General features: G+C 58.2%; 11 protein-coding genes. 1 reads left to right on the plus strand and 10 read right to left on the minus strand.

Features of this window, described 5'->3' with window-relative positions; genetic code table 11:
* Window positions 1-2: 2 nt before the first annotated feature.
* From sthA to MSNKSG1_RS08070, 10 genes are all read right to left on the minus strand, one after another.
* Complete coding sequence (sthA, locus tag MSNKSG1_RS08025; RefSeq protein ID WP_008938749.1) at window positions 3-1394, minus strand: Si-specific NAD(P)(+) transhydrogenase; 1392 nt, start codon at window positions 1392-1394, stop codon at window positions 3-5.
* A 59-nt stretch (window positions 1395-1453) separates the two neighbouring features.
* Window positions 1454-1702, minus strand: coding sequence for a (Na+)-NQR maturation NqrM (gene nqrM / locus MSNKSG1_RS08030; RefSeq protein ID WP_008938750.1), 249 nt, complete (start codon window positions 1700-1702; stop codon window positions 1454-1456).
* 12 nt (window positions 1703-1714) lie between these two features.
* A complete protein-coding gene (locus MSNKSG1_RS08035; RefSeq protein ID WP_227497979.1) occupies window positions 1715-2752 on the minus strand; it encodes an FAD:protein FMN transferase in 1038 nt (345 codons plus the stop codon).
* 21 nt (window positions 2753-2773) lie between these two features.
* Window positions 2774-4000, minus strand: a complete 1227-nt coding sequence (gene nqrF, locus MSNKSG1_RS08040) for an NADH:ubiquinone reductase (Na(+)-transporting) subunit F (protein ID WP_008938752.1) — start codon at window positions 3998-4000, stop codon at window positions 2774-2776.
* 37 nt (window positions 4001-4037) lie between these two features.
* Window positions 4038-4646, minus strand: a complete 609-nt coding sequence (nqrE, locus tag MSNKSG1_RS08045) for an NADH:ubiquinone reductase (Na(+)-transporting) subunit E (RefSeq protein ID WP_008938753.1) — start codon at window positions 4644-4646, stop codon at window positions 4038-4040.
* A complete protein-coding gene (locus tag MSNKSG1_RS08050; protein WP_008938754.1) occupies window positions 4646-5311 on the minus strand; it encodes an NADH:ubiquinone reductase (Na(+)-transporting) subunit D in 666 nt (221 codons plus the stop codon). The genes nqrE and MSNKSG1_RS08050 overlap by 1 nt, the downstream gene beginning before the upstream one ends.
* 2 nt (window positions 5312-5313) lie before the next feature.
* Window positions 5314-6120: a Na(+)-translocating NADH-quinone reductase subunit C gene (locus tag MSNKSG1_RS08055; protein ID WP_008938755.1), complete on the minus strand. Its 807-nt coding sequence runs from the start codon at window positions 6118-6120 to the stop codon at window positions 5314-5316.
* Entirely contained in the window at window positions 6113-7321 is a 1209-nt protein-coding gene (locus MSNKSG1_RS08060) for an NADH:ubiquinone reductase (Na(+)-transporting) subunit B (protein ID WP_008938756.1), read from the minus strand. The genes MSNKSG1_RS08055 and MSNKSG1_RS08060 overlap by 8 nt, the downstream gene beginning before the upstream one ends.
* A 4-nt stretch (window positions 7322-7325) precedes the next feature.
* The gene (locus MSNKSG1_RS08065; RefSeq protein ID WP_008938757.1) at window positions 7326-8672 is read right to left on the minus strand and encodes a Na(+)-translocating NADH-quinone reductase subunit A; all 1347 of its coding nucleotides are present in this window, start codon (window positions 8670-8672) and stop codon (window positions 7326-7328) included.
* Between the two features lie 349 nt (window positions 8673-9021).
* A complete protein-coding gene (locus MSNKSG1_RS08070) occupies window positions 9022-10425 on the minus strand; it encodes a glyceraldehyde-3-phosphate dehydrogenase (protein WP_008938758.1) in 1404 nt (467 codons plus the stop codon).
* Window positions 10426-10704: 279 nt separating this feature from the next.
* Between MSNKSG1_RS08070 and mfd the strand changes: the two genes are divergently transcribed.
* Window positions 10705-14229 carry a transcription-repair coupling factor gene (gene mfd, locus MSNKSG1_RS08075; RefSeq protein ID WP_008938759.1) on the plus strand — a complete coding sequence of 1175 codons (3525 nt, stop codon included), beginning with the start codon at window positions 10705-10707 and terminating at the stop codon, window positions 14227-14229.
* The last annotated feature ends 9 nt before the right edge of the window (window positions 14230-14238 follow it).

A 14238-nucleotide genomic window follows, 5' to 3' on the forward strand; every position in this document is an offset into this window, starting at 1 on the left:
CATCAGAAGATACGGTTCAGGCCGTTTAGTGCCGCCACACGATAGGCTTCGGCCATGGTGGGGTAGTTGAAGGTGGTATTGATGAAATAATTCAGGGAATTGGCCTCGCCCGGCTGGTTCATGATGGCCTGGCCGATATGCACGATCTCGGCGGCCTGGTCACCGAAGCAGTGAATTCCCAGGATTTCCCGGCTTTCCCGGTGGAACAGGATTTTCAGCATGCCGACGGCCTCGCCGGTAATCTGGGCCCGAGCCAGGTCCTTGAAGAAGGCCTGTCCAACTTCGTAAGGCACTTTCGCCTCGGTCAACTCCCGCTCTGTCTTGCCCACCGAACTGATCTCGGGAATCGTGTAGATGCCGGTGGGCACGTCGGACACAAACCGGAAATACTCATCCTTCACGATATCAGAGGAGGCAGAACGACCCTGATCATAGGCCGCGCTTGCGAGGCTCGGCCAACCGATCACATCGCCCACGGCATAGATATTTTCCACATCGGTACGGTAGTGGTCGTCTACCGCCAGCTGCCCTCGTCCGTTTGGCACCAGCCCCACGTTTTCCAGTCCGAGGGTGTCGGTGTTCCCGCTCCGGCCATTGCACCAGAGGAAGGCGTCCGCCCGGATTTTCTTGCCGGATTGCAGGGAGAGTACAACGCCATGATCGTCGCCCACGACCGACTCATACTGCTCGTTATGACGCACCAGCACGCCGTTGTTACGAAGGTGATAGCTCAGGGCATCGGAAATTTCATCATCCAGGAAAGTCAGCAGGCGACTGCCCGGGTTGATCAGGTCCACCTTCACGCCCAGTCCTGCAAAGATCGAGGCATATTCGGATCCGATGACGCCGGCACCATAGATCACCAGCGTCCTGGGCGTGTGGGAAAGGCTCAGAATCGTATCGGAGTTGTAGATCCGATGGTGCCGGAAATCCACATCGGGTGGCAGATAGGGCCGTGAACCGGTGGCGATGATCGCCTGTTTGAAATGCAGGGTCTCAACCGACTTGTTGCCGCGAATCTCGATCCGGTTGCGGTCGAGGAAGGAGGCGCGACCGTTGAGCAGATCGACACGGTTCCGGGCGTAGAACTGGGTGCGGAGTTTGACCTGCTTGCCAATCACCTTCTGCGCATTCTGCAGAACCCGGGGAAACGAGAACCAGCGGGGCTCTCCAATGTCCCGGAACATCTGGTTGGTGTTAAAGGTGATGATCTGCTTGACCGAGTGGCGCAATGCCTTGGACGGAATGGTTCCCCAGTGGGTGCAGTTTCCGCCAACCGTTGGCTTGTCTTCGATGATCGCGACACGTTTCCCGTGTTTGGTCGCATTCATCGCCGCGCCTTCGCCGGACGGACCGGCGCCGATAACGACGACGTCGTAATGATGCTCTGCCATGCGCGCAGCAACTCCTTATCTACGTCGTGTATGTGTGTTTCGAGTCGGGTCTTACCGAATCAGCGACCGTCGGGACGGGTCGCGTCGTAGGCCAGATCCTCTGCATCCACACCTGCCTGATCGCGGCGCTCGTTCTCTTCCTTGCACTTCTGGGTATTGCCGCCACAAATATCACAGGATGTACCCAGCCCCAGTGCACCGATGCCGCCACAGGTACCACTGATCGGCTTGCGCCCGAAGATGACGCCGACGGACATGGCGGCCACCAGCAGAATTACGATGAACAGAACCAGAAGAAAGGTACCCATGTTGCCCTCCCCTTATTGAATCACGTAGGACGAAAATGCGGGCGTCTGATGCGTTTCGAAGCCCTTGTCCGTCCTTACGATGAAGTAGGCCGGAATGTTCTCCCGGGTCGCCAGCTCGGAGGCCCGTTCCCAACCCATCACATTAAACCCGGTTGCCAGCGCATCTGCAGTCATACAATCGTCGGTAATGACGCTGACCGAAGCCAGATGATGCGTAATCGGACGTCCGGTTTCAGGGTTTATTGTATGCGAAAACCGCTTCCCGTCAGATTCGTAATAGTTACGATAGTCTCCGGAGGTTGCCATTGCCTGGTCCGTCAGCGCAACCACACGGTTCACCTGCCGGCCCTCGGTGACCGGCTGCTCAATGGCCAGCCGCCAGGTTTCCCCACCGGGTTTCTTTCCCCGTACCCGGACTTCGCCACCGATTTCTACAAGGTACGAATCAATGCCGTGCGCATCCAGATATCGCGCCACGGTATCCACGCCATAGCCCTTGGCGATGGCGGACAGGTCAAGATAGAGGCGGGAGTCCGCCCGGATCGCGCGAGGCTTTTCCCGGAGGTGGAGCTTCTCATAGCCGACTTCAGACAACCTCTGGGCCAGTTCCTCATCGGAAGGCACTTTCTCCGGCCGCGACTCGGGGCCGAAGCCCCACAGGTTCACCACCGGACCAATGGTGATATCAAAGGCACCGTTGGTCTTTTTCGAGATTTCCTGGGCCTTCGACAGGACGGTATACAGGGATTCGGACACCGGCACCCAGTCGGTCTGGTCCTTCAATTCGTTGAAACGGGACAGTTCGGAATCCGGTTTCCAGGTGGACATGGTCATGTCCACGTTTTTCATCGCCTTTTCAATACCGTCAGCCAGCTTTGACAGACGTTCCTGATCGTCTTCCATGACCAGGCTGATGTGATACGTGGTGCCGAAAATGCCGCCGGACACTTCCCAGATTTCTTTATCAGGCTTAAACGAACAACCCGCCAGGGCGGCGAGTGCCAGCGCGAGGAACGCGCCGGCCAAAGCCCCCCTGACGGGTCGGATCATGCGGGATGTCATGTGAGTGATTTAACCCCCGAAATCGTCCAGCATGATGTTTTCGTCTTCTACACCAAGATCCTTGAGCATCTTGATGACAGAGGCGTTCATGATGGGGGGCCCACACATGTAATACTCACAGTCTTCCGGAGCCGGGTGGTCCTTCAGATAGTTTTCGTACAACACGTTATGGATAAACCCGGTCGGCCCTTTCCAGTCATCGTTGGGAAGCGGATCCGACAGCGCCACATGCCACTCGAAGTTGTCATTTTCCTCCGCCAGCTGGTCGAAGTCCTCTACGTAAAACATCTCACGGACGCTACGCGCACCGTACCAGAAGCTGATCTTCCGCTTGGACTCCAGTCGCTTGAGCTGGTCGAAGATGTGGGAACGCATCGGTGCCATACCGGCACCACCGCCGATGAAAACCATCTCGGCATCGGTCTTCTTGGCGAAGAACTCCCCGAACGGTCCCATCACGGTCACCTTGTCGCCCGGCTTCAGGTTGAACACATAGCTGGACATGATGCCCGGCGGATAGTCCGTGCCCGGAGGCGGCGTTGCGATACGGATGTTGAACTTGAGCAGACCTTTTTCTTCCGGATAGTTCGCCATGGAATAGGCCCGGATGGTCTCTTCCTTGTTCACAGCCTTGAAGCGCCAGATGTCGTGCTTGTCCCAGTCTTCGTGGAACTCTTCCTCGATGTTGAAATCCTTGAAGTCGATTTCGTACGGAGGGCACTCGAGCTGCACGTAACCACCGGCACGGAAGTCCACTTCTTCGCCTTCCGGCAGCTTCAGGACCAGTTCCTTGATGAAGGTCGCGACGTTGTGGTTGGAGATAACCTCGCATTCCCACTTCTTGACGCCGAAGAACTCCTCGGGCACCTCAATCTTCATGTCCTGCTTTACCGGAACCTGACAGGACAGGCGCCAGCCTTCCTTCTCTTCCCGGTTGGTAAAGTGGGTCTTTTCCGTCGGCAGCATGGCGCCGCCGCCGTCAAACACCTTGCATTTGCACTGAGCACAGGTACCGCCGCCGCCACAGGCAGAAGACAGATAGATACCGCTGTTCGCCAGGGTGCCCAGCAACTTGCCGCCGGCACTGGCTTTGAGCGTATGCTCGGGGTCGTCGTTAATTTCGATGGTCACGTCACCGGTGCTGACCAGCCTGGAACGGGCCGCGAGGATAATCGCGACCAGCGCCAGAACGATCACGGTGAACATGACCACGCCGAGAATGATTTGTGTACTCATGATCTCGCCTTTTCGTTAAACCGAATCACCGGATGCGTTACAGGGATATGCCGGAGAACGACATGAAGCCCAGAGACATCAGCCCCACCGTAATGAACGTGATACCCAGACCGCGAAGCCCCGGAGGCACATCGCTGTACTTGAGCTTTTCACGAATACCGGCCAGCGCCACGATCGCCAGGGCCCAGCCCAGTCCGGCACCAAAGCCGAACACCACACTCTCACCGAAGTCATAGTCACGCTCGACCATGAACAGGGCCGCACCGAGAATGGCGCAGTTAACGGTGATAAGCGGGAGGAACACACCCAGAGCGGCATACAGCGCCGGGATGTACTTATCCAGCACCATCTCCATGATCTGAACGATCGCGGCAATAACGCCGATGTAAGTGATCAGGCCGAGGAAGCTCAGATCCGTGTTCGGCAGCCCGGCCCAGGCCAGTGCACCTTCACGCAATACATCGTTGTAGATCAGGTTGTTGATCGGAACGGTAACGGTCAGAACCACGATGACCGCGATGCCGAGACCAATGGCCGCTTCAATCTTCTTGGAGATGGCGATGAACGTACACATCCCCAGGAAGAACGACAGCGCCATGTTTTCGATGAAGACAGCCTTAACCAGAAGGCTCAGATAATGTTCCATCAGAAGGCCTCCTTGACTTTATGGCGAGACAGTTTGTAGTCCGCTTCTTCAACCTGGTCCGGCTTCCAGGTACGCAATGCCCAGATCGTCAAACCGATAATGAAGAACGCGCTCGGCGGCAGCAGCAGCAGACCATTGGTGACGTACCAGCCGCCTTCGTTGACCGGAGTCAGAATGGTAAAGCCGAACAGCGAGCCGGAACCGAACAGTTCGCGCCAGAAGCCGACGAACAGAAGCAGGACCGAGTAGCCAAGGCCGTTACCAACACCGTCGAGGAAGCTCAGCCACGGACCATTCTGCATGGCAAAGCCTTCTGCGCGCCCCATCACGATACAGTTGGTGATGATCAGCCCCACGAACACCGACAGCTGTTTACTGATTTCGTAGGCGAAGGCCTTGAGCAGCTGATCTACCACGATAACCAGGGATGCGATGATGGTCATCTGGACGATGATCCGGATGCTGCCCGGGATCTGGGCACGTATCAGCGACACCGCCATGCTGGAGAACGCCGTCACCGCGGTGACGGAAATACACATTACGATGGTCACACTCAGGCTGGAGGTAACCGCTAGCGCAGAGCAAATACCCAGAATCTGGAGTGCGATCGGGTTATTGCTGAAAATCGGTTCGAACAGAACCTGTTTGGCTGATGCACCTGCCATGATCAGACCTCCCCATTCCGCAAATGTTTCAGGTATTCCGCGAAGCCACGCTCACCCAGCCAGTAATTCACCAGGTTCTGGACACCGCGACTGGTCAGAGTCGCACCCGACAGAGCATCGACCTTGTGCTCCTTGTTCTTGGTGTTCTCGCTGACACCGCCCTTGACCAGACGGATTTCAGGCTGGGTCATGTCGTTGCCATAAACGACCTTGCCCTGCCACTGCGCTTTCCAGCGCGGGTTATCGACCTCGCCACCAAGACCCGGGGTTTCGCCCTGCTGGTAAAAACCGAGGCCCTCGATGGTGTTTGCGTCACCCTTAAGTGAAACGAAACCATACAGTGTGGACCACAGTCCATACCCGTGGATGGGTAGAACCACCTTCTTCAACGCACCAGAGTCGTCACGCAGAACGTAGACCTTGGCAACATCCGGACGGCGACCAATGCCGGCCATGTCCTGATCCTGCGGAATGTCCTTGGACAACTTGGGGTTGGAAGCCGCCTTGTACATGTCGTATTTCATCGGATCCTGGACGCCGACATAGTCCGGCTGCACATACTCGCCGGTGTCCAGCTTCACCAGTTTGACCTCGAACCGGGAGAACAGGTCCTCGATCTGCTGCGCGCTGGCGCCGCTCGGCAACATGTCCGCAGCCGCCAGGATGTTGGTCTTGATGTTCAGGTTCTGGTTCTTCACCTGCATCGGCTTGAGTAACACCGCCGCGGTGGACACGATCACCGAGAAAAATACACTCAGAACCAGCGCCACAATGACCGTTCTGGAGACAGTTTCTTTACCTTTAGCCACGAGCAAGCCTCCGTTTGATGTTGGCCTGGACCACAAAATGGTCGATCAGCGGTGCAAACAGGTTGCCGAACAGGATGGCCAGCATGATGCCTTCCGGGAAGGCCGGGTTGACCACACGGATCAGCACGGTCATGACACCGACCAGAATACCGAAGCACCAGCGCCCGGTATTGGTCATGGACGCAGACACCGGATCCGTTGCCATGAACATCATGCCGAAGGCAAACCCGCCCATAACCAGATGCCAGTACGGCGGAACCGCGAACATCGGGTTGGTGTCGGAACCGACCAGGTTGAACACGAGAGACATGCCGATCATGCCGATCAGGACACCCCCGACAATCCGGTACGAGGCAATTTTCATGACCAGCAGGATCAGACCGCCGATCAGGACAGCCAGCGTGGAGGTTTCACCGATGGATCCCTGGATGTTGCCAATAAACGCGTTCATCCAGCCAATGTGTTGCTGCAGGGCCTCAACACCACCGGACGCCGCCCAACTCAATGAAGTCGCACCACTGAAGCCATCGACTGCCGTCCAGACGGTATCGCCGGACATCTGCGCCGGATAGGCGAAGTACAGGAACGCCCGACCGGTCAGCGCCGGGTTCAGGAAGTTCTTGCCGGTTCCGCCAAACACTTCCTTGCCGATTACCACACCGAAGGTAATGCCCAGGGCAACCTGCCAGAGAGGTACGGTGGGCGGACAGATCAGTGCGAACAGGATGGAGGTCACGAAGAACCCTTCGTTGACCTCGTGGCGACGGACGGTTGCAAACAACACTTCCCAGAAGCCGCCGACCACGAAAGTCACGAAATACACGGGAATGAAGTAAGCAGCGCCGTAGACCAGATTGTCCCAGATGCCCGCACCGGCACCGGTGACTGCCAGAGACTGGATGAATGCGGCGCGCAGACCGCCACCCGCCACCATGGCATCAGGATTTGCGGCCAGGAAACTGTTGGCCTGGAAACCGATGTTCCACATGCCAAAGAACATGGCGGGGAAGGTACACAACCACACCGTGATCATGATGCGTTTCAGGTCAACGCCGTCACGCACATGAGCCGTCGTGGAGGTTACCTTGCCCGGAGTATAGAAAATGGTGTCGACCGCCTCGTAGAGCGCGTACCAGCGCTCGTACTTGCCGCCTTTTTCAAAATGATGCTCGATGCCATCGAGAAACTGTCTGATTGCCATCGTTTTAGCCCTCGATCTCGATTCGGGTCAGGTTCTCTCTGAGAATCGGACCGTATTCATATTTGCCGGGGCACACGAAGGTGCACAGCGCCAGGTCTTCCTCGTCCAGCTCCAGGGCACCCAGTTTCTGTGCCATTTCGGTGTCACCCACGATCAGTGAACGGAGCAGCTGGGTGGGAAGGATATCCAGCGGCATCACCTGCTCGTAGGAACCGACCGGCACCATGGCGCGCTCACTGCCATTGGTTGTGGTTGTGAAATTGAACCGCTTGCCACCGGCCAGCTTGGACAGGTAGATGTTCAACACCGAGAATTTGTTGGCACCCGGAGAGAGCCAGCCCAGAAACTCGCGTTTGTTGCCTTCTTCCAGGAGCGAGATCTGGTTGGCAAAACGCCCGAGGTAGGCGCAAGGTCCTTCGCCACGCCGGCCGCCGAAGACCGAACCGGAGATCGCCCGGACCTCAGTGTCTGTGGCAGTTTCACCGTCCAGAAGTTCCTGGAGGCTGGCACCCAGGCGGGTACGAACCAGGCGCGGATTGGCCGCCTTCGGACCACCGATCGCTACAACACGCTCAACCGGAAGCTCACCGGTTTCGAACAGGCGCGCAACGTCGATGACGTCCTGATAACCGATGGACCAGACGGTTTTGCTGGCAGACACGGGATCAATGTAGTGAATGTGCGTGCCCACGTTGCCGGCCGGATGGACGCCGTCGAACTGAACCACTTCAATGGCGTCGGATTTCGGCACGGACACGTTGGAGCCCGGCTTGCCGGTCACAAACACTTTGCCACTGGTCAGCCTGGACAGGATCGTCAGGCCCTTCTCGAACGCCTGACTGTTGTCGCCGATGATGACCGTCGGATCAGCCGCCAGCGGATTGGTATCCATCACCGATACAAAAATGGAATGGGGCGCTGAGTCGATTGCCGGCACTTTGCTGTAGGGGCGGGTCTTGAAAGCCGTCCACAGGCCCGATTCGACCAGGTTGTCGACAACCTGCTGGCGTTCCAGCCCGGCCAGATCCGCCTCGCTGTAACGTGCGAAGGATTCCGCGTCGTCACCGTCGATCTCGATGACAATCGACTGGAAAACGCGACGCTCACCCCGATTGATTTCTTTTACCACACCGGCCGCCGGTGAGGTATAACGAACGCCTTCGGTCTTCTTGTCCGTGAACAGCAGCGACCCGCGCTTGACACGGTCTCCTTCTTTAACAGCCATCGTCGGCTTCATGCCGTTATAGTCAAAACCGATCAACGCCACGTGGCGGACAGGTTTGCCGTCTGTAATGGTCTGTTCGGGAGCGCCGCTGATGGGAAGATCCAGGCCTTTCTTGATCTTGATCATTAGCCTCGTCCAATCATCAGAAACTGGTTTATGGATTCGTAACGCCCGGCCCCTGCGGCCCAGGTTTCCTTCCGGGTTGTACCAGAACGGCTGAACCTTGTCTGTCGTACGTTCGTGCTATTGCTGCCGACCAACGTCCGACGCAGGAAAGGATGAGAAACGGGGTGCCAGACATACCCAAAATCGCGCCAATTATAGAGATTAAGGAATCCTATTTCCACCAGAATGCGAAACAGGTTTGCCGAAAAACGAAACACCGGCCGGCGCGTCGGCCAATCACAAAAAAGCCCCGGCGCTTGCGCAACCGGGGCTTTTCGGGTCCTGACGACCCTAGTTGTCACCGACGGAGTCAGTCACGGGTGCGTTTCGGGAAAATCGGATACGTGACACCGGCCATCTGATTGACGCAACGAATCACCTGGGCACTGTAGCCGAATTCGTTGTCGTACCACACGTACAGGATAAGACGCTTGCCATTGGCAATGGTCGCCTGCGCGTCGACGATGCCCGCGTGACGGGAACCCACGAAGTCTGTGGATACCACCTCCGGAGAGTTCACGAAATCGATCTGCTTCTGAAGCTCGGAATGCAGGGCCATGTCCCGCAGATACTCGTTCACGCCTTCGACGGTCACATCCTTGCGCAGGTTCAGGTTCAGAATCGCCATGGAGACGTTCGGGGTCGGAACCCGGATCGCGTTACCGCTCAGCTTGCCTTTCAGTTCAGGCAGAGCCTTGGCAACCGCTTTGGCCGCACCTGTCTCGGTAATTACCATGTTCAGCGCAGCACTGCGACCACGACGACTGCCCTTGTGGTAGTTGTCGATCAGGTTCTGGTCATTGGTGTAGGAGTGAACGGTCTCGACGTGGCCATCCTCGATACCGTATTCGTCATTGACGGCCTTCAGGACCGGCGTGATGGCATTGGTGGTACAGGAAGCGGCCGACAGGATCTTGTCCTCGTCGGTGATCCAGCCGTTGTTGATGCCATAGACGATGTTCTTGATATCGCCCTTGCCCGGTGCGGTCAGGATCACCCGGCTGACACCCTTGGATTTCAGGTGCAGACCCAGGCCTTCTTCGTCGCGCCACTTGCCGGTGTTATCGATGACGATGGCATTGTGGATGTCGTACTGGGTGTAATCCACCTTGTCCGGACCGTCGGAATAGATAACCTTGATGTAGTTACCGTTGGCGATCAGCGCCGACTCTTCCTGATCTACGGTGATGGTGCCGTCGAACGGCCCGTGCACAGAATCACGACGGAGCAGACTGGCACGCTTCTCGAGATCGTTCTCGGCGCCGCCCTGGCGAACGACGATCGCACGCAGGCGCAGGTTGTTACCACCACCCGCCTTTTCGATCAGGATGCGCGCGAGCAGACGACCGATCCGGCCGAAGCCGTACAGAACAACATCTTTGGTGTCCTTGTGCGCATCTTCTTCCGACTGGGACTGGTACTGACCGACAATCGGACCGATTTCACGCTTGAGGAATTCGGTGAGGTCTCCGCCCTCTTCCTTGAACTTGACCGCCAGCTTGCCGATATCGACATGGGCGCGACCGAGGTCCAGCTTGTCCATGGCTTCAAGAATCGGCAGCGTATCGCAGACAGACAGCTCGCTGTCCTCAACCTGACGCACAAAACGGTGAGCCCGAATGATATCAATGACGGACTGATTGATGATGGCACGGCCATACACCGAGGTAACCACATTGTTCTTGCGGTAGAGACGGCCGATCAGGGGGATCATCGCCTCAGCGGTGGACTCACGTTCCGTCCAGTTAGACAGGTGCTGATTGATCTGTTCGTGACTCACGATTGGGACCTCTGTTTCGCACTGGTAATATTTTGGGGCGCACATTATCCAACTTATGCCCCCGGACGGCAAATACGTTCCTACCCAAACTTCGTCTGCCTTGAGCTGGCTCAAATGCCGGCTTTCTGCGACGCCATGACACTGTCATTCGCGAACGGTAGAATACGTCGCTTTCTCTCCCCGGATACCAGCTTCAGGAGATTCCAACCGATCATGAGCCAGGCGCCCAAGCGATCAGACCAGCGACTTGTTGCCCCCGAACTCCCGAGCCGGGCGGCCGACCACCGAATCTGGGGCGAACTGCATGGCAGCAGCGATGCACTGGCCATCTGTGAAAGTGCCCGGAACCACCCCGGACTGACACTGGTAATTACCCGTAGCACCAGCGATGCGATTCGCCTGGAACAGTCCCTGCGTTTCTATCTGGGGCTGCCGGCGGACGAAGAAGGTCACGCGGTCACCGACGAAGGACTGGAACTGCTGTCGCTGCCGGACTGGGAGACCCTGCCCTACGATCTGTTCTCGCCACACCAGGACATTACCTCGCGGCGAATCCGTACCCTGCACCGACTGCCATCCATTCACCGGGGCCTTTTGGTGGTTCCGGCCCGGACGCTCATGCACCGCCTGCCGCCGGTCAACTATCTCCAGGGCAACACTCTGCTCCTGGAAGTCGGACAGACACTGGATATCGACAGCTGGCGCCTGCAACTGGAGTCCGCCGGCTACCGGTATTCGGAGAATGTCTATGAGCATGGCGAATTTGCGGTACGCGGCGCCATTCTCGATATCTTCCCGATGGGGGCCGACCAACCCTACCGGATCGACCTTTTCGACGACGAAATCGAAACACTGCGCACCTTTGATCCGGAGACCCAGCGCTCCGTGGATCGGATTGAGCGCATAGAATTGCTGCCGGCCTACGAGTTTCCCTGGCACAAGGAAGCCCGCTCCGGTTTCCGCAACCGGTGGTTCGAGCAGTTTCCCGACGCAGACCGGGACAGCCCGATCTACCAGGACGTCAGCCATGGCATTACCCCGCCCGGCATCGAATATTATCTGCCCCTGTTTTTTGACAGCACGGCCACCCTGTTCGACTACCTGCCCGGCCAGAGCCTGGTGTTCACGGCCGAGGGCCTGAACGAAGCCGTCGACCAGTTCGACAGCGAGACCCGCAACCGGTACGAGGACCGTCGCCACGATCGCCTGCGCCCGATCATGCCACCGGAATCCCTGTTTCTCCGCCAGGACGAACTGTTCGGTCACCTGAAAGCGTTCCCCCGCATCACCACGACTGCGGAGCGAGCCGACGCAGCCGGTGCCGTGAACTGCCCGACCGAAGCACTTCCGGACGTCAGCATGGACGGACGGGCAGCCGACCCGGCGGCGCGCCTTAAAGCCTTTCTTGAGGACTTTGGCGGCCGCGTACTGATTGGCGCGGAATCGTCCGGACGCCGTGAAGCACTGATCGACAATCTCACGACCCTCGGCGTAAAACCCCGGCACCAGGACAGCTGGCAGGACTTCCTTTCGGACAGGAATTGCCCTCTTGGCATCACCATCGCACCGATGGAACAGGGACTCGCCCTGCCCGAGCACCAACTGGCGCTGATCACGGAAACCGCGCTGTTCGGCGAACGGGTGCTGCAACGCCGCCGACGGGAGAAGCCGACCGAAGTCGATGACAGCGGATACCGGGACCTCTCCGAACTTCGCATCGGGGCGCCGGTTGTCCACATCGACCATGGGGTCGGTCGCTACCTGGGCCTGGAAACCATTACCGCCGGTGGCGAATCCAATGAATTCCTGATGCTGGAATACGCCGGCGGCTCCAAACTGTACGTGCCGGTATCCAGTCTGCACCTGATTTCCCGCTACGCCGGCGCCGACACCGAGCATGCGCCACTGCACAAGCTCGGGACCGAACGCTGGAGCAATGCCAAGCAGAAGGCCCTGGAAAAAATCCGGGATACGGCCGCCGAATTGCTGGACGTATACGCCCGCCGGGAAGCCCGGAAGGGGTTCCAGTTCGAGGATCCGAAAGCAGCCTACCGTGCGTTTGCCGCCGGCTTCCCCTTCGAGGAAACACCCGATCAGGAGGTGGCGATCCAGGCCGTCTTCGAGGACATGACCAGCGAAAAACCCATGGATCGGCTGGTGTGCGGGGATGTGGGTTTCGGGAAGACGGAAGTGGCCATGCGGGCGGCGTTTATGGCCACCTGGTCCGGCAAACAGGTGGCCGTTCTGGTGCCCACAACCCTGCTGGCCCAACAACACTACGAATCCTTCCGGGATCGTTTCTCGGACACGCCGGTCCAGGTGGAACTGCTCAGTCGCTTCCGCAGCGCCGGCCAGACCAGCAAGGCCGTCGAAGCCATCGAGAACGGCAAGGCCGACATTGTCATCGGTACCCACAAGTTGCTTCAGGGAGATATCCGGTTCAAGAATCTGGGACTGGTCATCATCGATGAGGAACACCGGTTCGGCGTTCAGCAGAAGGAAAAACTGAAAGCGCTGCGGGCGGAAGTCGACATGCTGACCCTGACCGCAACGCCGATTCCCAGGACCCTGAATATGGCCATGGGCCACCTGAGGGACCTGTCCATTATCGCGACGCCGCCAGCCCGTCGGCTCTCGGTCAAGACCTTTATCCGCCAGCGGGACGAGCCGATGGTGAAGGAAGCCATCCTCCGGGAGATTCTCCGCGGCGGCCAGGTGTATTTCCTGCACAACGACGTAGCCACCATTGAGAAGACCGCCGAGGACCTTCGACGCCTGATCCCGGAAGCCCGGGTCGCGGTGGCCCACGGCCAGATGCGCGAGCGTGATCTGGAACAGATCATGTCCGATTTCTACCACAAACGCTTCAATGTGTTGGTGTGCACCACCATTATCGAAACGGGCATCGACATACCGAGCGCCAACACCATTATCATCGAGCGCGCCGACAAGTTCGGGCTGGCCCAGCTCCACCAGCTCCGTGGCCGGGTGGGCCGGTCTCACCACCAGGCCTATGCCTACCTGCTCACGCCCCCTCCGAAGGCCATGACGTCAGACGCCAAAAAGCGGCTGGATGCCATTTCCGAGTCCCAGGATCTGGGCGCGGGCTTCATGCTGGCCACCCACGACCTGGAAATCCGGGGTGCCGGCGAACTGCTCGGCGAAGAACAGAGCGGACAGATCGGAAGCATTGGCTTTACTCTCTATATGCAACTGCTGGATGAGGCCGTCAAAGCGATCCGCGAAGGCCGAACGCCGAACGCCGACCTGCCGCTCAGCCACGGAACCGAGATGAACCTACGGATTCCGGCGCTGATCCCGGAGGACTATCTGCCCGACGTCCATAACCGCCTGATGCTGTATAAACGAATTGCCAGTGTGGACAGCAAGGACGCATTAAAGGAACTTCAGGTTGAAATGATTGACCGGTTCGGATTGTTACCGGAGCCCACGAAAAACCTGATGCGCCAGACCGAACTGCGACTGAAGGCCGAAGCGCTCGGCATCGTCAAGATTGACGCCGGCAAGGAATGGACGCGCCTGGAGTTCGGATCATCAACGCCGGTGGATCCGCTGATTCTGGTTAAAAAGATGCAATCTGCGCCGGATCAATATCGCCTGGATGGCGCAAACAGCTTCCGATTCAGGCTGAACGACGTCTCGACCGATGGTAAACTCGACGGCATTTCACACATGCTGGACGAGCTGGCACCGGACGACCTCAAACCCCAGGGCTGATGCTCGAAG

It is taken from the genome of Marinobacter santoriniensis NKSG1 (genome assembly GCF_000347775.1).
Taxonomy (GTDB): Bacteria; Pseudomonadota; Gammaproteobacteria; order Pseudomonadales; family Oleiphilaceae; genus Marinobacter; species Marinobacter santoriniensis.